Below are 24,852 nucleotides of genomic sequence, written 5' to 3'. Positions count from 1 at the left end.
GAGAGGAGCGACATGAAGAGCAGCGCAAAGGTAAAAGCCCCGCAAGAGGGCCTCGCCACGTCGGTCGGCAAGACTCCCCCCGCGAAGTTGGCAGCCGCGGCCCCATCCACCTCTGATCCGGCATTGGATGTGCCGGCCAAGTCCAAGGCTCGCCGCTCGCGCGAAGACAAGGACGCCCCGTTGCGTGAGGACATACGCTTCCTCGGCCGCCTGCTCGGCGACGTGCTGCGCGAGCAGCAAGGCAGCGCCGCCTTCGATCTGGTCGAAACGATCCGCCAGAACGCCGTGCGCTTTCACCGCGAAGGGGACCGCAGCGCCGCCCGCGCGCTCGACACGCTGCTCAACGGCCTGACCAACGAGCAAGCCATCCAGGTGGTGCGCGCGTTCAGCTACTTCTCGCATCTGGCCAATATCGCAGAGGATCGCCACCACAACCGGCGCCGCCGCGTACACGCGCTCGCGGGCAGCCGCGCGCAGCCGGGCAGCCTGAGCGCCGCCCTGCAAAGCCTGAAAGACGCCGGTCGTGCCGACCCCGCCACGCTGCAGGCGTTCTTCGCCAGCGCGCTCATCGTGCCGGTACTCACCGCACACCCGACCGAAGTCCAGCGCAAGAGTATTCTCGACGCCGAGCGCGAAATCGCCCGTCTGCTGGCGCATCGCGACGACGCCCTCACCGAGCGCGAGTCGTCGCGCAATACCGAATCGATGCGCGCCTATGTCACCACCCTGTGGCAGACCCGCATGCTACGTAGCTCACGGTTGACGGTGGCCGATGAAATCGAAAACGCACTGTCGTATTACCGCAGCACCTTCCTCACGGAAATTCCCGCGTTGTACGACGATGTGAGCGCCGAGCTGCACGACGCCGTGCCGAGCGTACGCGCCGAAGGTCTCGGACGCTTCCTGCAAATGGGCAGTTGGATTGGCGGCGATCGCGACGGCAATCCGAACGTCACGGCGCAAACGCTGCAACTGGCGATCACGCGTCAGGCCACCGAGATCTTTGCGCATTACCTCGAGGAAGTGCACTTGCTGGGCGCGGAACTGTCCGTCTCGCAATTGCTCGCCGGGGCAAGCGACGCGTTGCTCACACTCGCCCGCCGCTCGCCCGACGACTCGCCGCACCGCACCGACGAGCCCTATCGACGCGCCCTGATCGGTGTGTACTCGCGGCTGGCCGCCACCGCGCGCGAGTGGGTTGGCCACGTGCCTCACCGCGGCGCCGTCGGCGACGCCCGGCCGTATCTCGACGCCAGCGAATTCATCTCGGATCTGAACACGGTCGTCGCGTCGCTCATGGCGCACCACGGCGGGGCGCTCGTCTCGCAGCGGCTTGGCCCGCTCGTGCGCGCCGCAGAGGTGTTCGGCTTCCATCTCGCGAGCATCGACCTGCGCCAGAGTTCGGATATTCACGAAGCGGTGATCGCCGAGTTGTTCGCCAAGGCGGGCGTCGAAGCGAATTACGCGAAGCTCGACGAAAACGAGAAGCTCGCGCTGCTGTTGCGCGAACTGCGCGAGCCGCGCCCGCTCTTCTCGCCGTACCTCGACTACTCGCAGCGCACCCGCGACGAGCTGGCCGTGTTCGCCGCCGCGCGCGACATCCGTGCCCGCTTCGGGCCGCGCGCGGTACGCAACTACATCATTTCGCATACGGAAACCGTCAGCGATCTGGTGGAAGTCATGCTGCTGCAAAAGGAGACAGGGCTCTTTCAAGGCGCGCTCGGCAGCGACAGCACCCGGGCCGTCGAGCCCAAAGTCGGCGCCATGGTCATCCCGCTCTTCGAGACGATTGCCGACTTGCGCAATGCGCCCGTCATCATGCGCGAGTTGTTCGACATTCCCGGCATGTCAGATGTGGTGACGCAGCAAGGCGGCGAGCAGGAAGTCATGCTCGGCTATTCCGATAGCAACAAGGACGGCGGATTCCTCACGTCGAACTGGGAACTGTACAAGGCGGAACTCGCGCTGGTACGTCTGTTCGAGGAGAAGGGGATTCGCCTGCGTCTGTTCCACGGCCGGGGCGGTACGGTGGGACGCGGCGGCGGCCCGACCTATCAGGCCATCCTGTCGCAGCCGCCGGGCACGGTCAACGGACAGATTCGCCTCACGGAGCAAGGCGAAATCATCGCGAGCAAGTTCGCCAACCCGGAAATCGGGCGGCGCAACCTGGAGACGATCGTGGCGGCCACGCTCGAAGCGACGCTGCTGCCGAGCCGCAACCAGCCGCCGCGTCTGGCCGTGTACGAGAAGGTCATGCAGACGCTCTCCGACACGGCCTTTGCGGCGTATCGCAACCTCGTCTACGAGACGCCGGGCTTCACCGATTACTTCTTCTCGGCAACGCCGATTGCGGAAATCGCCGAGCTGAACATCGGCTCACGTCCTGCATCGCGCAAGTTCTCGGACCCGAAAAATCGCCGCATCGAAGACTTGCGCGCCATTCCCTGGGGATTCTCGTGGGGCCAGTGCCGTCTGCTCATCACCGGCTGGTACGGCTTCGGCAGTGCAGTCAGCGCGTATCTCGACAGCGACGAAGCGCAGGACGGCCAAGCGGGTCGCGAGAAGCGTCTTGATACGCTGCGACAGATGGTCAAACGCTGGCCGTTCTTCGCGAACCTGCTCTCGAACATGGACATGGTGCTGGCCAAGACCGATCTGGGCGTGGCATCGCGTTATGCCGAGCTGGTGGCGGACGAGAAGCTGCGCAAGCGCGTTTTCGATCGCATCGTGAGCGAGTGGCACAGCACGTCGCAGGCGCTCGCCCTCATCACCGGTCACGAGGAACGGCTTGCAGACAACCCGCTGCTCGCACGCTCGATCAAGAACCGCTTCCCGTACCTCGACCCGCTCAACCACTTGCAGGTCGAGTTGTTGCGACGGCACCGGGCGGGCGAATCGGACGAGCGCGCACGTCGTGGCATCCATCTGTCCATCAACGGCATCGCGGCCGGTCTGCGTAACACGGGCTGAGGCCCGCAATCGTCCGCAATGGGCGACGCCGCGCCAGCCCCGTAGCACGCGGGGTTGGCGCGGCGCATCGGCTCGCCGGAGACCTCGGCCAGTCAACCTGCAAGGCCCTTGGGATTCTCCCCAACGACAGTCGACCGATAGGACGGTATATTTCGTCGGATTCGACACGATGGCTGCCGGGGGGCCCATCCATCATGCATTCCGATTCCAACGCACTACCAACCTACCCGTCGCGCATGCCACGCATTGCCCTGGCGCGACGTGCCACAACGCTCGTCACGGCGACGGCGCTCGCGCTGCTGTGCGCCGGTGCGCAGGCTGGCACGGCGTCCACGATGCCGTCACGCGACGCCCATACCCATGCGTCGCCCTCGAATTCGCCCACGGCCGCCGCACCGCATGGCGTGCGGGGTCTGGCCGTGCGTCTGGTCTCGCAGACACTGGCGGCCGCGCCCGGCACGCCGGCCAAGCCACGGCCGGTCGTCGATCCGGTGCTCGATCCGTTGATGAACGGCATCCTGGAGCGTCTGGCCATTAGCGAAGCGGTGGCGCGCACAAAGTACGCGTCGGGCAAACCGGTTCAGGACACGCCGCGCGAACAGGCGCTGCTTGACAACGTAGGAGAGCGAGCGACCCAGTTCGGCCTGACGTCCGCCCAAGCCCGCACCTTCTTCCGCTTGCAGATCGAGGCGGGCAAGCTCGTGCAGACCGCCCTGCTGGCCCGCTGGGCGCGTGAGGGTCGAGCCCCGGGCGAGCCGGTCGATCTGGCCTCGCGTCTGCGCCCGGCCCTCGACCGGCTCGGCACCTCGCTCCTGCACGATCTCGGACGCCTGTGCGCGCTGCCCGACGACCCGTCGCGCATGGCGCGCATTCATCAGGCCCGTGAGCGCATTGCGAAGGCGGCGAAGCTCGAAGCACTGCAACGCGCGGCGTTCGACGAAGCGACCTCGGGCCTTTGCCTGTCGGCGCCGCCGCGCGTCTGGACGCTGTCGATGGCGAACTGACCCGGGCCGCCCTGCCCCGGCGCCGGGCGTGTCGTGGCGACGCCGCCGGGGTTGTATAATCACGGTTTGCCGTGTTTCGCCACGGTTCGCTTCAATCTGCTCTCACGGGCAACGATTCGCCACCCTACGACAATGACCTCCCAACTCCACAAGAAGGGCGAAGCCTGGTCGGCCCGCTTTTCCGAACCCGTTTCCGAACTCGTCAAGCGCTATACGGCGTCGGTGTTCTTCGACAAGCGCCTCGCGCTGTTCGACATCGAAGGCTCGCTCGCCCATGCCGACATGCTCTCGGCGCAAGGCATCATCAGCGCTCAGGATCTGGCTGACATCCAGCGCGGCATGACGCAGATTCGCGGCGAGATCGAGCGCGGCGAGTTCGAGTGGCAACTGGATCTCGAAGACGTTCACCTGAACATCGAAGCGCGCCTGACCGCCCTCATCGGCGACGCCGGCAAGCGCCTGCACACCGGCCGCTCGCGTAACGATCAGGTCGCGACCGACATCCGTCTGTGGCTGCGCAGCGAAATCGACCGAATCGGCGATCACCTTGGCGATCTGCGCCGCGCGCTGCTGGATCTGGCCGAGCAGCACAGCGCCACGATCCTCCCGGGCTTCACCCATCTGCAAGTGGCGCAGCCGGTGACGTTCGGCCATCACCTGATGGCTTACTTCGAGATGTTCAGCCGCGACGCCGAGCGCATGCTCGACGTGCGCCGCCGCGTGAACCGCCTGCCGCTGGGTGCTGCGGCGCTGGCCGGCACGAGCTATCCGATCGATCGTGAACGTGTCGCCGCGACGCTCGGCTTCGAAGAAGTCTGCGCGAACTCGCTCGACGCCGTGTCGGATCGCGACTTCGCCATCGAATTCACGGCCGCTGCGGCCCTCGTGATGACGCACGTCTCGCGCTTCTCGGAAGAACTCGTGCTGTGGATGAGCCCGCGCGTGGGCTTCATCGATCTGGCCGACCGCTTCTGCACCGGCAGCTCGATCATGCCGCAGAAGAAGAACCCGGACGTGCCCGAACTGGCACGTGGCAAGACCGGCCGCGTCAATGGCCACCTGATCGCCCTGCTTACGCTGATGAAGGGCCAGCCGCTGGCGTACAACAAGGACAACCAGGAAGACAAAGAGCCGCTGTTCGACACGGTCGATACCGTCATCGACACGCTGCGCATCTTCGCCGACATGGTGCCAGGCATCAAGGTGCGCGAAGCCAATATGCGCAACGCTGCGCTGCAAGGTTTCTCGACGGCGACCGATCTGGCCGACTACCTTGTCAAGAAGGGCCTGCCGTTCCGTGACGCCCACGAAATCGTGGCCCATGCCGTGAAGATCTGCTCGGATCGTGACATCGATCTGGCCGACCTGTCGCTCGCCGAGCTACAGAAGTTCTCGCCGCTGGTCGGTGAAGACGTCTTCGATTACCTCACGCTCGAAGGCTCGGTCGCCAGCCGTAACCATATCGGCGGCACGGCCCCGGCACAGGTGCAACGCGCGATTGCCGCAGCACGCGCAAAGCTCGCCAAGTAAGGCCGTCTGAGCGCGAGCCTCGCGCTGCCCCGGACTCGCTCCGGATCCGCCTGCACCAACGAAAATGCCACCCGCTTCGGGTGGCATTTCTTATTGGCACGAGACAGTGTCACCCGCCTCGCATCAGAACAGCGGCAACGACAGGAATCCCTTGATGATGAGCGCGTTGAGGATGTCGATGAAGAACGCCCCCACCATCGGCACGATCAGGAACGCGATGTGCGACGGACCGAAACGCTCGGTCACCGCCTGCATATTGGCAATGGCCGTCGGTGTGGCGCCCAGCCCGAAGCCGCAATGGCCCGCTGCGAGCACCGCTGCATCGTAGTTGCGCCCCATCACGCGGAACGTGACGAAAATCGCATACGAGGCCATCGCCACCGCCTGCACGACGAGAATCACAATCATCGGCAAAGCCAGCGTCGAGAGATCCCACAGACGCAGGGTCATGAGCGCCATCGCCAGGAACAGCGACAGACTCACGTTGCCCATCACCGACAGCGAGCGCTCGAACACTTCGTAACCCACCAGCGACAGCAGATTGCGCACGACGACACCGGTAAACAGCACGCACACGAACGTCGGTAATTCGAACGCCGTTCCCGAGAGCCAACGGGCAATGACCTCGCCGCCGAGCAGACAAATCGCAATCATCGCAACCGTTTCGATCAGCGCCTGCGCGGTGATCAGACGCACGGTATGCGGTTGCTCGAAGCCTTCCGGCGCAGCATCCTTTGCGGCATCGAAGCCCGGCACCTTGTTGCCCAGACGGCCCACCAGATAACGCGCCACCGGCCCGCCCAGCAAGCCGCCGAGCACCAGCCCGAACGTGGCACACGCCATCGCGATCTCAAGGGCCGACTGCACGCCGTAGCGCGCGGTCAGCGTCTCACCCCAGGCCGCCCCCGTGCCATGCCCGCCCGCCAGCGTAATCGACCCGCCCAGCAGACCGACGCCCGGCGCCAATCCCATCAGCGTGGCAAGACCAACGCCGATCGCGTTCTGCATGATCAACATGCCCGCCACGACGGCGAGGAACAGCACCAGACGACGGCCGCCCGCCTTGAGGCTGGCCAGATTGGCCGACAGACCGATCGTCGCGAAGAATGCCAGCATCAGCGGCGTTTGCAGCGACGTATCGAACTTCAGCTCGAAATGCCCGAACTCACGCAGCGCCAAGGTGCCCAGCGCCACCAGCAACCCGGCGGCTACCGGTTCAGGAATGCTGTACGTACGAAGCGGTGTGATCCACTCGACCAGCTTGCGGCCCAGCAACAAGACCAACGTGGCACACACGAGCGTGCCGTAGTTACTGAACACCAGTTGTCCGGCTTCCATGAACCCTCCTGCTCGAAAAAAGTGCGTTGAGTGTAGCAATCGAACCGGCGCAAATTGCTGGGAAATAACCCAAATATTAGAAGTTCAAGCCAAAGCACAAAGCGCGTGTTTTAGATCTCGTCGCGTTAATATACCGGCCTTTTTTCGCCTTTTCGCGCCTATTCGATGTGATTTAGACCGACTTCTCATGGATAACTGAAGTACGTCGGCCTGCGATGTACCGGCCATGAAATCCAGACGCCGCAAACAGGCGTATAAGGCGCCTCCCGTGAGGACGATGGGCGCCCGGACAAAAAAACGGCCCCATGCTTTCACATGGGGCCGTCCTGGACGTCGGGTCAGGTGCAACGAGTTACTGTCGCACGCAATCCACGAAGTACTCGGGGCGTCCGTCCACTTCCTCGACGACCAGACCGTGGATATCGGTATGGAAGCCCGGGAAGCGCTCATTGAAGTCGCGCGCGAAGCGCAGGTACTCGATGATCGCGGCGTTGAAGCGCTCGCCCGGAATCAGCAGCGGAATGCCCGGCGGGTACGGCGTGAGCAGCACGCTCGTCACGCGCCCTTCCAGCTCGTCGATGGGCACCCGGTCGATCTGACGGTGAGCCAGCTTCGAGAACGCATCCGTCGGCTTCATCGCCGGCTGCATGTCCGAGAGGTACATCTCGGTCGTCACGCGCGCAACGTCGTTCGCCTTGTACACGCTGTGAATCTGATCGCACAGGTCACGCAGGCCGATGCGCTCGTAGCGCGGGAATTGCGCCACGAATTCCGGCAGCACGCGCCACAGCGGGCGGTTGTGATCGTAGTCGTCCTTGAACTGTTGCAGTTCGGTCACCATCGAGTTCCAGCGGCCCTTGGTAATGCCGATCGTGAACATGATGAAGAACGAATACAGCCCCGTCTTCTCGACGATGATGCCGTGCTCGGCCAGATACTTGGTGACGATGGCCGCCGGAATGCCGCTCTCGCCGAACTCGCCCTCCACATCCAGCCCCGGCGTGATGATCGTCGCCTTGATCGGATCGAGCATGTTGAAGCCGTCGGCCAGATCGCCGAAGCCGTGCCAGCGGTCGTTCGCGCGCAGCACCCAGTCTTCGCGCTGAATCGTGCCCTCGTCGCCCAGATTTTCCGGACCCCAGACCGAGAACCACCACGAATCGCCGTACTCCTTGTCCACCTTGCGCATCGCGCGGCGGAAATCGAGCGCCTCGACGATCGACTCTTCCACCAGCGCGGTGCCGCCCGGAGGCTCCATCATGGCGGCCGCCACGTCGCACGATGCGATGATCGCGTACTGCGGCGACGTCGACGTGTGCATGAGATAGGCCTCGTTGAAGCGGTACGTATCGAACGTGCGAGCATCCGAGTCCTGCACCACGATCTGCGAGGCCTGCGAGATACCGGCAAGCAGCTTGTGCGTCGAGTGCGTGGCGTAGATGGTCGCTTCCGACGAGCGCGGACGGCCTTCGCCGATGGCGTGCATATCGCGGTAGAAATCGTGGAATGCCGCATGCGGCAGCCAGGCCTCATCGAAATGCAACGTATCGATGTTGTTGCCGAGCACTTCCTTGATCATCTCGACGTTGTAGATCACGCCGTCATACGTGCTCTGGGTGATCGTCAGAATGCGCGGCTTGGCGTTCGGATCGCGCTCGAGCACTTCGCGGGCAAACGGGTTCGCCTCGATCTTGGCGCGGATGACTTCCGGCGAGAACTCCGACTTCGGAATCGGGCCGATGATGCCGAGGTGGTTACGCGTGGGCGTGAGGAACACCGGCACGGCCCCTGTCATCGTGATCGCATGCAGGATCGACTTGTGGCAGTTGCGGTCGACCACGACGATGTCGCCCGGCGCCACGGTCGCGTGCCACACGATCTTGTTCGACGTCGACGTGCCGTTCGTCACGAAGAAGAGATGGTCGGCGTTGAAAATGCGCGCAGCATTGCGCTCGGACGCGCCCACCGGGCCGTTGTGATCGAGCAATTGGCCCAACTCTTCCACGGCGTTGCACACGTCGGCGCGCAGCATGTTCTCACCGAAGAACTGGTGGAACATCTGGCCGACCGGGCTCTTCAGGAATGCCACACCGCCCGAGTGACCCGGGCAATGCCACGAGTACGAACCATCGGCAGCATAGTGCGTGAGCGAGCGGAAGAACGGCGGCGGCAGCGAGTCGAGATACGACTTGGCTTCACGAATGATGTGACGCGCCACGAACTCCGGCGTGTCTTCGAACATGTGAATGAAGCCGTGCAGCTCGCGCAGGATGTCGTTCGGGATATGGCGCGACGTGCGCGTCTCGCCGTACAGGAAGATCGGAATGTCGGGGTTGCGACGGCGCACTTCCTGCACGAAGGCGCGCAGGTTGATGATGGCCAGCGCCAGCTCTCCCTCGCCTTCACCGCCCGCTTCGCTCGAGAAGGTGCCGAACTCGTCGTCGTCGATGGACAGGATGAAGCTCGATGCGCGGCTTGCCTGTTGCGCAAACGAGGTCAGGTCACCGTAGCTCGTGAGACCGTTGACTTCCATGCCCTCGGCTTCGATGGCCTCCGCCAAGGAGCGAATCCCGGATCCGGAAATATTTTCGGAGCGGAAGTCCTCGTCGATGATGACGATCGGAAAACGGAATTTCATTGGCGTTCCTTCGACAAAAGAACGAGCCACGGTCCGAGATGGCCGTGGCTCTTGGGCAGTGCGATTTGGGGGATGCTCACCGGCGGCGAGTCGAGGGTAGCAGGCTAGGTTTTCGGCAGCGTGACACCACGCTGTCCCTGATACTTGCCGCCGCGGTCCTTGTACGAGGTCTCGCAGACTTCGTCGGATTCGAAGAACAGCACCTGAGCCACGCCTTCGTTGGCGTAGATCTTGGCCGGCAGCGGCGTCGTGTTCGAGAATTCCAGCGTCACGTAGCCCTCCCACTCGGGTTCGAACGGCGTCACGTTCACGATGATGCCGCAACGCGCATACGTCGATTTGCCCAGACACACGGTGAGCACACTTCGCGGAATGCGGAAGTACTCGACAGTGCGCGCAAGCGCGAACGAGTTCGGCGGAATGATGCAGACATCGCTCTCGACGTCGACAAAGGACTTCTCGTCGAAGTTCTTCGGATCGACGATCGTCGAATTGATGTTCGTGAAGACCTTGAATTCAGGCGCACAGCGGATATCGTAGCCGTAACTCGACGTGCCATAGCTGACGATCTTCTGCCCGTCCTGGGAATACCGGATCTGCGACGGCTCGAAGGGCTCGATCATGCCGTGCGCTTCGGCCATACGCCGGATCCATTTATCGGACTTGATGCTCATGTGTGGGCCTGAACTTGCGTGGTACGTGAAAAAGTGGGCGTATTTTACGCGATTGTTGCGGTGCGGTGACTTTTTCACTCGCACCGCTGCGCGCGGGGCTTCCCGGGTCCCTGCCGGCCGTCCTTACGTGTTCTGAACGACGATCGACGGGAACTTGCTCGTCATGTCCTTCTGCTTGGCCGCGATCTTCACCGCCACCTTGCGGGCAATCGCCCGGTAACGCTCGGCCACCGGGCCATCGGGGTCGCCCACCACGCTCGGCATACCGGCGTCTGCATGCACACGGATGCTCATCTCCAGCGGCAGCTTGCCCAGCAGATCGACGTCGAAATCGTGGCTCATGCGCTCGCCGCCGCCCACGCCGAAGATCGGCTCCTCATGACCGCAGTTCGAACAGATATGCAGGCTCATGTTCTCGATGAGGCCCAGAATCGGCACGCCAACCTTCTCGAACATCTTGAGCCCCTTGCGGGCGTCGAGCAGCGCCAGGTCCTGCGGCGTGGTCACGATGACCGCACCGGTGACAGGCACCTTCTGCGCGAGCGTGAGCTGGATATCGCCCGTGCCCGGCGGCATGTCGACGATCAGGTAGTCGAGGTCGTGCCAGTTCGTCTGGTTGAGCAATTGCTCAAGTGCCTGCGTGACCATCGGGCCGCGCCAGACCATCGGATTGTCCGGTTCGATCAGAAAACCAATGGAGCTCGCCTGCAAGCCGTGGCCGATCATCGGCTCGAGCGTCTTGCCATCCTTCGATTCGGGTTTGCCGTGAATGCCCAGCAGCGTGGGCAGCGACGGACCATAGATGTCGGCATCGAGAATGCCGACGTTGGCGCCTTCGGCCGCCAGCGCAAGCGCCAGGTTCACGGCCGTGGTGCTTTTGCCCACACCGCCCTTGCCCGAGGCCACGGCCACGATGTTCTTCACGTTCGGCAGCAGCTTCACGCCGCGTTGCACCGCGTGCGAGACGATTTTCTGGCTGATCTCGACGGCCACGCGCTCGACACCGGGCAGCTTGCCGACGGCCTCGGTAATGCGCGCGCGCATCGCTTCGAACTGGCTCTTCGCGGGATAACCGAACTCGATCTGGATGCCGACGTGGCCGTGCTCGGCCACGACCTGTTTGACATACTTTCCGGCGATCAGGTCGAGCCCCGTGTCGGGATCGACGATGCCACGCAGCACTTCATTGATTTGGGCGACTTCCATGTGGGTCTCTCGCTCTGTCGAGGCCCGCCGGGAAAGTCCCGGCGAGCGCTAACAACTTGTAACATCCGTGGCGCACGCTCTCGATTAGCATGCGAGGCGCGCGTGTTTTGGGGAACCAGCCGTCGCGGCAATCTGTCCTTGCCTGCGGTTGACACTCAGCGCTATTGTAAAAGACGGCGCGCCCGCAGGTTCAAAACCCCTGCAACGCGCGCGTGCTTCGGCGAAGTGCTCACGCGTTGTTTCATGACTGCTAGCTAATCGAGAAGGAGCCTTAAATGAATAAGAACACTCTGCGCGCTTCAGCGCTCGTCCTGGCCGCTGCCGCCATGCTGGCGGGGTGCCAGACCGAGCAAGGCACCAATACCGCGGTCGGCACCGGTGTCGGTGCAGCGGTCGGCGCAGGCCTGGGCAACCTCATCGGTGGCAATACCACCGGCACGCTGATCGGCGCCGCCGTGGGCGCCGCCGCAGGCGGTGCGACGGGCTACAACTGGGGCGCCATCAAGAACAAGCTGGGCGGCCACACGGCCGGCACCGGCACCACGATCTCCGAGCAGCCGGATGGCTCGCTCAAGGTCGCCGTCCCAAGCGACGTGACGTTCGATACCGGCCGCGCCGACATCAAACCGAACTTCCGCGCCGTGCTCGACGACGTCGCCGCCACGCTCAACCAGAACCCGGGCATCACCGCCAACGTCGTGGGCCACACCGACAGCACGGGCGGCGATCGCATCAATGTCCCCCTCTCGCAGAATCGGGCGGCCAACGTCATCCAGTATCTGAACAGCCGTGGTGTTGCGATGAACCGCATGAGCGGCATGGGCGTGGCCTCGAGCCAGCCGGTCGCCTCGGATGCCACGGCCGAGGGCCGCGCCCAGAACCGTCGCGTCGAAATCCTCCTGCACGCGCCGAATCAGCAAGCCCCGCGCGGCTGATCGGCTCCCGCCTGCCAGCTAACCGTTCAAACGCTTGCCCGGTCCGCCGGGCTTGCGTTTGACGGACGGCCGGCGCCCGCATGTTGCGCCGCAGCATAGAAAATTCCGCACATCGGTTGAACTAAACCCCCGTCACGTCGCTCAGACCCTTCGGAAGTGCCTACCGTGGGCGCTTCCATCTCCTCTTTGTTATTGACGTTACGTGTGCCTAGTTATGCCGGAACCTGGTTCCGGCTTTTTTTTGGCCGCGCGATCCCGAATTGAAGCAGCGCACCGGCCAATGCATGCGCAGCCGACTCGCCCCGACGCCCCCGCCGGAACGCCCGGTTGGGCGTCATCCCGCTCTGCCTGCTAGAATCGTCCTTTCCCTGTCCCCTCATCAAACAATCCATCCTCATGTCCCGCCGCATCTTAGTCACCTCCGCCCTGCCGTACGCCAATGGCCAGATTCACATCGGTCACTTGGTCGAATACATCCAGACAGATATCTGGGTACGGTTCATGCGGATGCAGGGCCATGAGGTGTACTACGTGGGTGCGGACGACACGCACGGCACGCCGGTCATGCTGCGTGCCGAGAAGGAAGGCCTCACGCCCAAGCAACTGATCGAGCGCGTCTGGAAGGAGCACAAGCGCGACTTCGACAGCTTCGGCATCTCGTTCGATAACTACTATTCGACAGATTCCGAGGAAAACCGCGAATTGTCGGAAAGCGTCTATCTGGCCCTCAAGGCGCAGGGCCTGATCGAAGCACGCGATATCGAACAGGCGTACGACCCGGTCAAGGAAATGTTCCTGCCGGACCGCTTCATCAAGGGCGAATGTCCGAAATGCGGCGCCAAGGACCAGTACGGCGATTCGTGCGAAGTCTGCGGCTCGACCTACGCGCCGACCGACCTGCTCAACCCGTATTCGGTCGTCTCGGGCGCCACGCCGGTGCGCAAGACGTCTACCCATTACTTCTTCAAGCTCTCTGACAAGCGCTGCGAGCAGTTCCTGCGCAAGTGGGTGGCCGGTCTTGCCCAGCCCGAAGCCGCCAACAAGATGAAGGAGTGGCTCGGCGAAGACGGCGAGTCCACGCTGGCCGACTGGGACATCTCGCGCGACGCCCCGTACTTCGGCTTCGAGATTCCGGGTGCCCCGGGCAAGTATTTCTATGTGTGGCTCGACGCCCCGGTCGGCTACTACGCCAGCTTCAAGAACCTGTGCGCTCAACGCGGCCTGAACTTCGAAGAATGGGTCAAGCCGGGTTCGACGACCGAGCAGTATCACTTCATCGGCAAGGACATTCTGTACTTCCACACGCTGTTCTGGCCGGCAATGCTCGAGTTCTCGGGCCATCGCACGCCGACCAACGTGTACGCGCACGGCTTTCTGACGGTGGACGGCCACAAGATGTCGAAGTCGCGCGGCACGTTCATCACGGCGCAAAGCTTCATCGACACGGGCCTCAATCCGGAATGGCTGCGTTATTACATCGGTGCCAAGCTGGGCAACACGATGGAAGACATCGACCTGAATCTCGATGACTTCATCGCGCGCGTGAACAGCGATCTGGTCGGCAAGTACGTGAATATCGCCAGCCGTGCGGCGGGCTTCCTTATCAAGCGCTTCGACGGCCGTGTGTCGCCGCACGCCATGCAAGCGCCGCTGCTGGGGCAGTTGCGCGCGGTTGCACCGCAGATCGCCGCGCACTACGAAGCCCGCGAGTTCGGCAAGGCATTGCGTCTGGTGATGGAACAGGCCGACGCCGTGAACGGCTACGTCGACACGGTCAAGCCGTGGGATCTGGCAAAGGACCCCGCGCAAGGGGCCGCGCTGCACGAAGCCTGCTCGGTATGCCTCGAGGCGTTCCGTCTGCTCACGCTGTACCTCAAGCCGGTGCTGCCCGTGACGGCCGAGGCCGTAGAGCGCTTCCTGAACATCGCGCCGCAAACGTGGCAAGACGTGAGCCGTCCGCTCACCGCCGACACGGCCATCACCGCTTACAAGCATCTGATGACGCGTGTCGAAGGCAAGCAGGTCGAAGCACTGCTCGCGGCCAACCGCGACTCGCTGCAAGCGAGCGCGCCGGCCACGGACGCTGCCGCCGCCAAGGGCAAGGACAAAGCCGCCAAGGCAACGGAGAAGGCCGACAAGGCAGATAAGGCAGACAAGAGCGCGGACGACGGTGTCATCACCATCGACGACTTTGCCAAGATCGATCTGCGCATCGCGCGCATCGTCGATTGCAAGGCGGTCGAAGGATCGGACAAGCTCCTGCAACTCACGCTCGACGCCGGTGAAGCGCGAACGCGTAACGTCTTCTCGGGGATCAAGTCGGCTTATCCGCAGCCGGAAGTGCTGGTGGGCAAGCTCACGGTGATGGTCGCCAATCTTGCGCCGCGCAAGATGAAGTTCGGTCTGTCCGAAGGCATGGTGCTCGCGGCATCGGCGGCCGACGACAAGGCCGAACCGGGCATCTACATCCTCGAGCCGCACGACGGTGCGAAGCCGGGCATGCGCGTCAAGTAAAGCGGGGCAAACGCAACATCAGGGAAAGTAAGCCGCGTCTCGCGGCAACGCCCTTCCCTGGCAAAACACCCCGGTGCCGGACATTTCGTTCGGCACCGGGGTGTTTTGCTTTGCAATGCCGGGTTCGCGCTCAGCCTACCTCTCAACCTACCGCTCAGCCGACACCATCAACATCATCGGACGCTCCAGCTCTTCGGCCAGCGATGGCATCTCGCGGATCTGCTCGGCGGTCGGTGCAAACTCCTCGACCTTCCGAATCCGAAAGCCAGCATCGATGAGCGTGTTCAGCGTTGTGCCAAGCGTGCGGTGGTACTTCAGCACCCCCTTGGCGAACCAATCGGTGCGACGCTCCCCCTCGACGGCATAGCCGTTGACCGGCCATGTCTTGCGACCGTCCTCGTCGGCGATCCAGTGCGGGCGCGCCGCTGCCATGAAAACCGGGTGCTCGATGGTGAAGACGAAATGCCCCGAAGGCGCGAGTCCCCCATGGATCGCACGCACGAGACGTCCGAAATCGCGCACGTAGTGAAAGGTCAGCGCGCTATAAGCAAGATCGAAGGACGCGGGCGGCAGGTCGAGTGTATCGAGGTCTGCGATGCGAAATTCAATGGCGGTGTCAGACGTGCCGGCCTTCGCGCGATCGATCATGTTCTGCGGCAGATCGAGCCCGAGCACGGACACGGCGCCCTGCTCGCGCATCCAGCGCGACGCCCAGCCGAAACCGCAACCGAGGTCGACCACGCGTTTGCCTCGCAGATCCGGCAACATCGATCGGATGGCGGGCCACTCGGGCGCGCCATCCAGACCCTGCACTTGCCGGGGCAACTGGCTGTAACCAGCGAAGAACTCGGGATTGTCGTAGATGTTCTGAGCCATGAATTTTTCCGAACGAATGCTCCGATGAGGTGACTGCCCGCAGCACATCTCGAATCCTTCGGAACATCGTCTGGCCGATACTGCGCCGCTGGCTAGCGCAAATGATCCACCGGCAATGCCGTGGTGAACTTCACCGTTTCCATGGAAAAACTCGCGCTGATGTCCTGCAGATCGGCCACGCGGATGAGTTTTTTGTAGAAACGGTCGTAAGCGGCAATGTCCGGCAGGTAGACCTTAAGCAGATAGTCGATCTCGCCTGCCATGCGGTGAATTTCGACGATTTCAGGCAATTCCCGCGCCCCCGCGACGAAGCGAACCATCCAGTCCTCGCTGTGTGTCGCCGCCTTGATGAACACGAAGGCCGTCACGCGCAGATCGAGTTGCTGCGGATCGCACAGCGTTACCTGCCCCGTGATGACGCCATTCTCGCGCAGACGCTGCACACGCCGCCAGCACGGCGTAGGCGACAGGTGAACCGCTTCGGCGAGTTCGCCCAGCGAGCGTGAGGCATCGGCTTGCAGATTTTCGAGAATTGCGAGATCGGTTTTGTCCACGATAGCCACCCGGGAGGAAAATTTTTCCAAATCCTACCCGATTCGGCCGAATATTTGAAAGCCTTTACCCTACGTCGGCAAGTAAACTTCACAAACATTCCGAAAACAGGGGATATCATGAAAATCTTCACTCAGCACCCAGCCTCTGTCGGCGAAAACTACCTCCAGCACATGGGATCGGCGCTGTCGTTCGCGCTGCCGTTGCTGGGCGCGTTTCTGGCCTGTCTCGTGCACGCGCTGCTGCCGTTCCTGTTCGCGAAGACGGGCAGCCGGATCATCGGTCGACTGCACGAACGCATGGTGACGAACCGTCACCGGCATGCCCGGCAACCCCAACAGGCGACCCGGTAAGCAACGGCATCCCCCTGCCGTCGCCCTGTCAGCCCTCCATCAAGGACGCTCCGACGCCGGGTCCGGTGAGCGCGACGTGACCGTCACCCGGCCGTCCGGGCCGAAGTGGGCGTTAAACATGCCCGGCGTGTTGACGCCGTCCTCAAGCCAGCGCCAGCTCCACACCGTTTCCTTCTTCAACCGGTATTCCGCCACAGTCGTCGGTTTGCCCAGCAAACGCCGAACCTCATCCTGCGTCATGCCCGGCTGGACCTGCTCGAAGTTCTCCGCCGCGAGCGCCTGAATGACGGCCCGCAGCTTCCCGTCTGGCGCGATGTCGACCATATAGGTCCGCAAGCCGCCCGGCGCGCGCGGATACTCCAGCCGGCGCGAGCCATCGTCGTTCTCCCAGACGATCTCCGGCTTGCCCATCTGCTCACGCACCTGCGCTTCGGTCGTCACGCCCGGCGTGAGGTTGCGCAGCAGCATGTCGTCCGGCTTGATGGCGTTGAACGTGTCGCGCGCCTTCTCGCGCGCCTTGTCGATCTGCTGCTGATCACAGCCGAACAGTCCCAACAGACTCGCAAACAATCCCATGGCGACTCCCCATCGCAAACCTCGGCGCAGCCCCTGCGCCGAATGAACGGAACTACGCGACGTTAGCATTGGTGACATCTCCTCTCCACAGTTGTCCACCGCCCTTGCGCCTGCACCATTGCCTGCGTCAGTCGAAGCGACGGTTGAACAGCACATCGAAGCCGGACAGCGAGCCGGTGCGCAGCACCAGTTGCCAGCGGCGCGAGACCTGCCATGTGATCTTCACGATACTCGCAGCGCTGGTGAGACTCTGCTCGTATCCCAGCGCGAAGTTGTCCGAGATCGCCTTGCCCACCTTCACCACTTGTTCGTCGTCCGACAGACCCGAGTCGCTGGTGCCAATGCTGAACTCGTCGATCCCCAGATCCTTGATGATGCGCTTGCCGCCGGCCGCCCCGAGCAACGCAGTGGCCGCCCCGGCCATCGCCTGACGCTGACCGAGGCCCGCACCGTCCGGGCCGTGGCCGAACATCAGCCACGAGAGCTTCTCCTCGTCCGACACGTTGGGCTCGGACACAAGCGTCACGCGCGGCTGACGCACAGTGCCCGTGACCAGCACGCCAGCGGCGACCTCCTGATTGCGGCGCATCGCCTGGATGTAGAGGTTGGGATTGTCCAGCGGACCGACGAAGTTGATCTGACCGCGCTCGATGGTGAGCTTGCGGTCGAAGGCTTCGTAGGTGCCCTCTGCCACAGTGATCGTACCGAGGGCACGCATTGGCGAGAGCGGATCGCTCTGCACACGCATGCTGCCGCGCAACAGCAGATCGGCGCCCGCACCGACGAAGCGGAAATCCCGCCCCAGATCCACTTCCACGTTGATGTGCGGCGAGAATCGGCTGGCCGGTTTCGCACTGATGCGCGCGGCCTCATCCTTCGGATCGAGCGCTTTGGTGCGGGACTGTGCACCGCCGCGCACGACCACGACGTCGTCGCCCAGCTTCGGTGCGCTCGTGGGCGGCAAGGCAAAACGCGCGCGGTCGATGGTGAACTTGCCGTTCACCGCCATCGCCTCGCCGCTGCCGGTTGCCTTCGCTTCGCCGCTCAGCGAAAGCTGCCGGTCGGGGGCCGAGAAGAGTTGCAGCTTGTCGGCGGAGAGTGTGATGCCGAGCGTCGGCTCGGGCGTGTCGAGACGAATGTTGCCCGTCGCCTTCGCCGTGCCGCCACCGCCGCCCGTCACCGCCACGTCGCGCAGCACGATCTCGGTCGGTGTCAGCGCGATGCGCAGCCGTCCGTCCTTCACGCTCATGCCCGTATCGAACATCTGCGCCGACAGATCGTCGGCCGTCAGCTCGCCCGTGGGGCGCAGCTTGGCCACGGTGCCCGCCAGCGTCACTTGCAGGTTGGCGCGTCCTTTGAAAGCGAATTGCGCACCGGCAAGCGTCTCGAACTTCGAGAGGTCCGGAATGGAGACCGCAATGCGTCCGGTCAGGGGCGCGTCGTCCGGCACATTGGGAATGCCGCCTTGCACACGCAAGCCGGTCTTCAGGTCAGCATCCACCGTACCGACGAGCGACGAGACGGCCTTGACGGTCGCGCGCGCCGTCAGCCCGGACAGGTCGATGCGCGTGCGCAGCTCGGAGATACCGAGCGGCACACGTGCCCCGGCGCCGCCCTTCTCTGCGCTCAGACCGGGAATGCCCGTTATCGTCACCTTCACGTTTTCGTTCACACCGCCGCGGCGCAGCGTCACGTCGCCACTGCGACGCACGATCTCGACAAACCCGTCGGCGCGCTGACCGGCGCGCACGTCCCATTTGCCGTCAAGCACGAGGTCGCTCGCGACCGGCGAGGGCTCGCCCGTGAACGACTGCACCACGCGCAGCACCTGCGCGATATCGAGGGTGTCGATGGTGCCGGCCGTCTTCAGTTGACCGTCGCCATAGTCGAAGTTAGCGAGCGACAACGCGCCGGCGGCCGTCACCAGCTTGGCCGCACCAAGATGCACGCGATCGGCACTCGCTTCGACTTGCCACGGGGACGCCAGATTGAGCTTCGGCACCCCCCGATTCTCGAGCGTCTGAATCGTGCCGCGCCAGCCCGGTTTGCCGCGCGTGTTGGTCACGGCGCCGGCCGCGTCGAGATTCATGTCGAGCGGTGCTTCGTGCAGCTTGCCCGCCGCCTTGAGATGCAGCGTATGTGCGCCTCGGGTGCCTGCCAGCGCTACCGAGAGTTTGTCGAGCCGCGCGAAGTCGCTGGTGAAACCCCGGCCATCGAGCGTCACGTTCAGACGGTCGCCGGGCGCACCGGGCAAGCCACCGCTGACGTCCACTTTGCCGGTCAGATGCTCGAGCTTGCGCGCCCCGAAGACCAGCTTGTCTGCCTCGAGCGTGGCAACCACGGCCGGACGCTCGATCGTGCCCGACACCTGCCCGTCGAGTCGCACACGGCCGGCGAGACCAAAGCCGAGCTTGTCGAGCGACGGTGCATCGATGTTCACGGCCATCTTGTCGCCGGGGGCGCCGAAGCTGCCGCGCAGGGCCACCTTGTTGCCTGCCACGAGCAAGTTGGCGTCGCTCGGCAGCATGCGCGTGCCCGCGAGCCTTACGGTGCCCGCCCCGCTCATCGGCAAGTCCGCGTAGATGCTGTCCTTCAGCGCAAACTTGAGCGCGAGGCCGAACGCCGGGCGCAATGTGCCCTGCGCGTCGAGCTGTCCCGTGACGCTCGCTGCCGGTGTCTTCGCCCCGCGCTTTTGCGGACCATAAAGGTCGTACCACGCGGCCGGGTCGAAACGCGTGAGCTTGATCTGCGCCTGATACGCGCCGGCATCCCCCTTCTCGAGCACGCCGGTCGCGGCGACCTTGCTGTTGCCGGCCTCCAGCGAGAGGCTGTGGAGAGTGGTGCCCCTGGCGTCGAGACCCACGTCGGCCAGCACGCGACGCGCGGCGTCGCGCCAGTCGAGAACCATCCGCTGCCCGGTGGCGTCGAGCTTGATATCGAGGGGGCCTGCCAGCTTCGTCGCTGGCAGCTTGCCGTACAAGGCACGCAGGTCGAGATCTCGCATCGTGAGGGTGAAGCCGCCGACCGTTGCCTCGGCGGGCGCTGCCGCCTGCCTGGCAACGCTGGCGCCGCTCGCGCCCGACGACGCCACGGGCGCGGCAGGCGCCGTCGCAGCGATCTTCTCGCGGCGTAGTTCGCCGCTACCGGTGAGCAGCGCGCGGCCCGCAAGCCTCAATTCGATGCCGGTCAACGCCTGACGCGTCGCATCGAGCAGCACCTGCGTACGCAGGCTCTCCACGGGCAGCCACCCGGCATCGATGGCCCCGGGTTTGGCATTGGTCACGGACACCGGCCCCAGTACGCGGAATTCCTTGGCGCCGGGTTCGGGTCGCAAGTCGGCCTGCACAGCGAGATCGGCTTGCGGCGCACCGGCGGCGAAATCTCGCGGATTCAGGTGATCAAGCGAAATCTGCGCGCGCGATAGCGGCACGGGGCCAAATGGCGACGCCGCGATGTGCGCCGTCCCGTTCAACGTCTCGCCGCTGGCGCGCAGATCGACGACGAGCGCGTCGAGCGAGCCGGACAAACTGGCCTGCAACGCCACCGGAATATCGCCCGCCTTGGCTTGCAAACCGACATTGCCGCCGAGGGCAAACGGACGCTGCCCGTTCAATTGCAGGCTCGCTTGCGCCTCACCGTAGGGCGTGCCGAGGTGCTCGACCTGAATCGTATGTTGCGCGCCGTCGCTGCGCGCTGAGACGCGAATGTCGTCGAGCACCAGCGCGGGCGAATCCAGCGTGAGCTTGGCGACGCGAACGTCGTTCAGCGTCAGGCCGAACGGCAGGCGCAGGCTCGAGGGCATCGTCGTTGGCGTGCTCGAGGGCGGCGACGGTGCGAACGCCATCTCCACATCGCCTGCGTGCAACTTGTCGACGATGAAATGCAGCGGGCGCAGACGCCATTCCCAACGGCTCTCAAGCCGGCTCACGGTAATACGCGTCGCGCCGTCGAGATAGCGCACGTCGCTCACGGTAAAGCCATGGGCAAAGCTGCCGCTGCGCCATTCGCCCGAGAGTTTGCCGCCAAGGGTCGACACAGCGGCCTGCCACAACCAGCGGCTGCCGCGCTCGTTCGACATCGCCCAGAGTAGCGCGCCGATCGCGAGCACGACGATGAGCAACAGCGTGAGCAGGACGCCCGCCAGAGAGCGTCCCCAGCGCCAACGGCGCGGGGGCGGAGGGGAAGGTGGCGAAGGTGGCGAAGGCGGGGGAGCGGGCGCGTCGCCGGGCGTCGGATTGAGGGGCATTGTGCTCATCAGAATGCCACCCCCAGCGAAATGGCCGGACGGAAGCGCCGGTCATGCACGCCGTAGCCGAGGTCAAGATTCACCGGTCCGACCGGGCTGCGCCAGCGCACACCAAAGCCCACGCCGTGATACAGCGGCGTGGGATGCCGATAGTCGTCGGTGGCCGTGCCGACGTCCCAGAACACCGCGCCACCCCAGTCGTGCGTCACCCAGCGTTGGTATTCGAGACTTGCGGTACCGAGATACTTCGTGGGGAATGTGGTGCCGTTCTGCTGACGCCCGATGCTCTGGTACGTGTACCCGCGAATCGACGACGTGCCGCCCGCGAAGAACAGCAGCGACGACGGTATGCGATTGCTGTTGCCGTTCGTGAGCACGGCGCCAAGCTCCAGACGTGCGATCACGAGATCGCGCTGCCCGACCGGAAAGTACTGACGGATACGGCCATACAGACGCGCAAAACTCTGATCGGTAAGCAGCGGCTTCGCGGCAAAGCCGATCTGCGTATTGATGATGTTGCCCTTGCGCGGAAAGATCAGGTCGTCCACGTCGCGGCGGTTCCACGAAAACGCGGGTACGAGCGCCTTGTTGAGGAATCGCTGGCCGCCGTCGGGACGTTCGTCCGTGCGGTAGAAGTCCAGCGTGTAGGCCCAGTCGTAGCGCTCGCGCGAGCGCGAGCGCTTGACGCCGATCTGCGTCGAGCGTTGATCGAGGCCGTTGAGGTAGGTGCGGTCGAACGATCCGCGCAGGCTGTTGGTGTAGCCGATGCTATCGGGTGGCATGCCGATCTCGGCGTAACCGCCCTGCCGGTATTGCTCCAGACGCGCCTGCGTATCGAATGTCCATGCGCGGCCGAACAGGTTGTAGTACGAATACCGGCCATTGACGCTCGCGCCGGTATCCGTCGTGTAACCCACGCCGCTTTGCACGCGCTGCGTCGGAAATTCGCGCACCTTCACTTCGACCGGCGCGTTCTCGGCCTTCTCCGGATCTTCCGTCACCGAGATGATGACGTTCGAGAAATACGGCGTGGCCTGAATCTGGCGTTGCAGTTCCTGCAGACGATCGGCGTCGAACGGCTCGCCCACGGACAGCGGATTGACATTGCGGATGATCTGCTCGGGGTAGCGCCGGGTGCCGGAGACCACGAGCGGGCCGAGCGTAAACGGCGGCCCGCTCTCGAAGGTCGCGGCAAGCGAAGCGGTGTCGCTATCGGCATCGACCACCGCACGCGAGAACGTCATCTTCGACGCGTGATAACGCTTCTGTCCCAGTTGAAACAGCGTGTCGTTTTTCGCCTTGTCCCAGTCGGCCTGGCGGAAAGGAGCATCCACCGGCAGCGCCCAGGCGTTGCGCAATTGCGCGACGCGCTGCGGCTCCTGCTCGAGCACCGGGCCGTCGAATTTCAGGTCGAGATTCTTGATATGCGTGCGCGGTCCCGATTCAACCGTGACGTGGACGTCACGCTTGCCATTGATCGTGGCCACGTCTACATGCGTGACGGGGACGAAATAGCCTTCCGTCGACGTGAGTTCCTGCACCTGCTCACCCACGGTCGCAATGAGGTGCTCGAACTGCGCCTCGCCGATGTCGTCGCGCTCGGCGTAGCGCACCAGGTCGAGATTGTCGTTGAGGAGTTTGGCCAGACCATTGGGAGCGTCGACATGAACGCGATAGTCGGCCTGCGCCACCCCCGGCACCAAGAGGCCACAGGTCAATGTGGCCAGTGTCAGGAGCGCGGCAGGTAGGGTGCGCAAAGGGCGCACACCGAAGCGACGGAAAACGTCGTAACCGGGTTTGATCTGCGAGACGGTCAAAACCTTCCTTGGAGTCTTTAATGCCGCCGCGGGTCGTCCCGCGTGCAGCTCATGATGCCTAATCGAACAATATTGGCAAGCATCGCATAACGACGTAACGTGCGATGCGTATATGTCCCGTATTTGATCATATCCCTGCGGCCGCTTCACCCGCATCTCCCAAATCCGCCAAAAAGGCGAACCGTGACGGGTTTGCGGTAGAATCGGCGTCGATTGGCGCCATTGCGATGGCGCCGCTTCTGCCTATTTTTAAAGCAATCGACCATGTACGAGTCCGACATCACCCAATTCATCAAGCAATTGAAGTCCGAGAAGCCGGCGCTGGAAGCCGAGCAACGTCAGGGCCGCTCGCTGTTGTGGGACAAGCAGCCGATCGATATGGAAGAGCGCCGCCGCGCCCAGCAGTCGCGTGTGGCCCAGCAGCCGTACGTCTACCAAAGCGAGTAAGTCACCGCCTCCCGGCCGAGTTCTGCCTTGAATCCGAGTTCGCCCGACGATCCGTCGCACACGTCCGAGCCGATCCCCGAGATCGCGCCGGTGTCTGCGCACGTCCATGCGACGCCCGGTGTTGAGCACAACGACGACGCGGCCGAAGCGCCGGGCGCCGCCACGGGGGAGTCTGCCGATGCCGATGCGTCGGCCGCCGGGGTAGCGCCGCCGGAGGCATCGGAAGCCCATCCGATCAAGCCCCATCCCATTGTCGTTACGACGACGGAATTGCCTGCGCCACAGAACGGGCAGGACTCCACGCCCGACACGGTGGACGGCGTGGCGCGCGCGCGCCTGTATGGCGAGCCGCTCTTCGCACTGCCGAACGATCTGTACATCCCGCCGGATGCGCTCGAGATCTTCCTCGAAGCCTTCGAAGGCCCGCTCGACTTGTTGCTGTATCTGATCCGCAAGCAGAACTTCAACGTGCTCGACATTCCGATGGCTCAGGTCACGAAGCAGTACCTGCTGTACGTCGAACAGATCCGCCGGACCAATCTCGAACTGGCCTCAGAGTATCTGCTCATGGCGGCGATGCTCATCGAGATCAAGTCGCGCATGCTCTTGCCGGTCAAGAAGGCCGACACGGGCGAAGAAGCCGAAGATCCGCGTGCGGAACTCGTGCGCCGCCTGCTCGAGTACGAGCAGATGAAGCTCGCCGCGCAGAAGCTCGACACGCTGCCGGTGCTGGGGCGCGACTTCCTGCGCTCGCAGGTGTATATCGAGCAGAGCCTCCAGCCGCGCTTTCCCGATGTCGACGCCGAAGATCTGCGCTCGGCGTGGGCCGAAGTGCTGCGCCGGGCCAAGCTCGTGCAGCATCACAAGATCTCGCGCGAAGAGCTGTCCGTGCGCGAGCATATGAGCCAGATTCTGCGACGCCTGCAAGGTGCGCGCTTCATGGAGTTCACCGAACTCTTCGACGTCACGCGCGGCGTACCCGTCGTCGTGGTCAACTTCATCGCCATGCTCGAACTCTCGCGCGAGTCGTTGCTGGAGATCACTCAGGCCGAACCGTTCGCGCCGATCTATGTCCGCCTGACCTATTCCCCTAACTGAGCGCCAGTCGATCCTCGAGGCCGAGGGAGTCCGTTGGATGCGCGCGGTTTTGCGCACGCCCATTGAGATTTCCTCTAC

The 24,852-nt window shown here is 63.9% G+C and carries 16 protein-coding genes and 1 pseudogene; 8 read left to right on the top strand and 9 right to left on the bottom strand.

Annotated elements, in window-relative coordinates; all coding sequences use genetic code 11:
* The first annotated feature begins 12 nt into the window (after positions 1 to 12).
* The 3 genes from ppc to argH all read left to right on the top strand — a co-directional run bounded on the left by ppc (position 13) and on the right by argH (position 5,504).
* Positions 13 to 2,970 (top strand): phosphoenolpyruvate carboxylase, encoded by a 2,958-nt coding sequence (gene ppc, locus PBR20603_RS15405; protein WP_174977935.1) that lies wholly within the window; start codon positions 13 to 15, stop codon positions 2,968 to 2,970.
* A gap of 194 nt (positions 2,971 to 3,164) precedes the next feature.
* Positions 3,165 to 3,974 carry a gamma subclass chorismate mutase AroQ gene (gene aroQ / locus PBR20603_RS15400; RefSeq protein ID WP_150560395.1) on the top strand — a complete coding sequence of 270 codons (810 nt, stop codon included), beginning with the start codon at positions 3,165 to 3,167 and terminating at the stop codon, positions 3,972 to 3,974.
* Positions 3,975 to 4,106: 132 nt separating this feature from the next.
* The gene (argH, locus tag PBR20603_RS15395) at positions 4,107 to 5,504 is read left to right on the top strand and encodes an argininosuccinate lyase (RefSeq protein ID WP_150560394.1); all 1,398 of its coding nucleotides are present in this window, start codon (positions 4,107 to 4,109) and stop codon (positions 5,502 to 5,504) included.
* A 123-nt stretch (positions 5,505 to 5,627) separates the two neighbouring features.
* Here the strand turns inward: argH and gltS are convergent, their stop codons facing one another.
* The 4 genes and pseudogenes from gltS to apbC all read right to left on the bottom strand — a co-directional run.
* A complete protein-coding gene (gltS, locus tag PBR20603_RS15390; protein WP_150560393.1) occupies positions 5,628 to 6,842 on the bottom strand; it encodes a sodium/glutamate symporter in 1,215 nt (404 codons plus the stop codon).
* Between the two features lie 352 nt (positions 6,843 to 7,194).
* The gene (locus PBR20603_RS15385) at positions 7,195 to 9,480 is read right to left on the bottom strand and encodes an arginine/lysine/ornithine decarboxylase (RefSeq protein WP_150560392.1); all 2,286 of its coding nucleotides are present in this window, start codon (positions 9,478 to 9,480) and stop codon (positions 7,195 to 7,197) included.
* Between the two features lie 104 nt (positions 9,481 to 9,584).
* Entirely contained in the window at positions 9,585 to 10,154 is a 570-nt protein-coding gene (gene dcd / locus PBR20603_RS15380; RefSeq protein ID WP_150560391.1) for a dCTP deaminase, read from the bottom strand.
* A 123-nt stretch (positions 10,155 to 10,277) separates the two neighbouring features.
* Positions 10,278 to 11,369 (bottom strand): annotated as a pseudogene (apbC, locus tag PBR20603_RS15375) (iron-sulfur cluster carrier protein ApbC); the annotation flags it as partial.
* Between the two features lie 266 nt (positions 11,370 to 11,635).
* Between apbC and PBR20603_RS15370 the strand changes: the two are divergent.
* Complete coding sequence (locus PBR20603_RS15370) at positions 11,636 to 12,295, top strand: YiaD family glycine zipper/OmpA-like lipoprotein (RefSeq protein ID WP_150560389.1); 660 nt, start codon at positions 11,636 to 11,638, stop codon at positions 12,293 to 12,295.
* Positions 12,296 to 12,691: 396 nt separating this feature from the next.
* Positions 12,692 to 14,809, top strand: a complete 2,118-nt coding sequence (gene metG, locus PBR20603_RS15365) for a methionine--tRNA ligase (RefSeq protein ID WP_150560388.1) — start codon at positions 12,692 to 12,694, stop codon at positions 14,807 to 14,809.
* A gap of 147 nt (positions 14,810 to 14,956) precedes the next feature.
* Here the strand turns inward: metG and PBR20603_RS15360 are convergent, their stop codons facing one another.
* Together PBR20603_RS15360 and PBR20603_RS15355 are read right to left on the bottom strand one after the other, a co-directional pair.
* Entirely contained in the window at positions 14,957 to 15,685 is a 729-nt protein-coding gene (locus tag PBR20603_RS15360) for a class I SAM-dependent methyltransferase (RefSeq protein WP_150560387.1), read from the bottom strand.
* Positions 15,686 to 15,777: 92 nt separating this feature from the next.
* Positions 15,778 to 16,239 carry an Lrp/AsnC family transcriptional regulator gene (locus PBR20603_RS15355; protein ID WP_036662003.1) on the bottom strand — a complete coding sequence of 154 codons (462 nt, stop codon included), beginning with the start codon at positions 16,237 to 16,239 and terminating at the stop codon, positions 15,778 to 15,780.
* Positions 16,240 to 16,356: 117 nt separating this feature from the next.
* Here PBR20603_RS15355 and PBR20603_RS15350 point away from each other — a divergent pair, with 117 nt between their 5' ends.
* Positions 16,357 to 16,590 carry a DUF6356 family protein gene (locus PBR20603_RS15350; RefSeq protein ID WP_150560385.1) on the top strand — a complete coding sequence of 78 codons (234 nt, stop codon included), beginning with the start codon at positions 16,357 to 16,359 and terminating at the stop codon, positions 16,588 to 16,590.
* A gap of 39 nt (positions 16,591 to 16,629) precedes the next feature.
* On the opposite strand, the gene bamE is transcribed toward PBR20603_RS15350, so the two are convergent.
* From bamE to PBR20603_RS15335, 3 genes are all read right to left on the bottom strand, one after another.
* Positions 16,630 to 17,166, bottom strand: a complete 537-nt coding sequence (gene bamE, locus PBR20603_RS15345) for an outer membrane protein assembly factor BamE domain-containing protein (protein ID WP_150560384.1) — start codon at positions 17,164 to 17,166, stop codon at positions 16,630 to 16,632.
* Between the two features lie 127 nt (positions 17,167 to 17,293).
* The gene (locus PBR20603_RS15340) at positions 17,294 to 21,421 is read right to left on the bottom strand and encodes a translocation/assembly module TamB domain-containing protein (protein ID WP_150560383.1); all 4,128 of its coding nucleotides are present in this window, start codon (positions 21,419 to 21,421) and stop codon (positions 17,294 to 17,296) included.
* Positions 21,421 to 23,178: an autotransporter assembly complex protein TamA gene (locus PBR20603_RS15335; RefSeq protein WP_425495823.1), complete on the bottom strand. Its 1,758-nt coding sequence runs from the start codon at positions 23,176 to 23,178 to the stop codon at positions 21,421 to 21,423. Before PBR20603_RS15335 ends, PBR20603_RS15340 begins: the two co-directional genes overlap by 1 nt.
* Positions 23,179 to 23,493: 315 nt before the next feature.
* Here PBR20603_RS15335 and PBR20603_RS15330 point away from each other — a divergent pair, with 315 nt between their 5' ends.
* Positions 23,494 to 23,676 carry a DUF3460 family protein gene (locus tag PBR20603_RS15330; protein WP_039373917.1) on the top strand — a complete coding sequence of 61 codons (183 nt, stop codon included), beginning with the start codon at positions 23,494 to 23,496 and terminating at the stop codon, positions 23,674 to 23,676.
* 234 nt (positions 23,677 to 23,910) lie between these two features.
* The gene (locus PBR20603_RS15325) at positions 23,911 to 24,774 is read left to right on the top strand and encodes a segregation and condensation protein A (protein ID WP_150560522.1); all 864 of its coding nucleotides are present in this window, start codon (positions 23,911 to 23,913) and stop codon (positions 24,772 to 24,774) included.
* The last annotated feature ends 78 nt before the right edge of the window (positions 24,775 to 24,852 follow it).

Origin of the sequence: Pandoraea bronchicola (genome assembly GCF_902459805.1) — a bacterium.
Lineage (GTDB): Bacteria > Pseudomonadota > Gammaproteobacteria > Burkholderiales > Burkholderiaceae > Pandoraea > Pandoraea bronchicola.
This window is presented reverse-complemented; position numbering and strand designations above follow the sequence as displayed.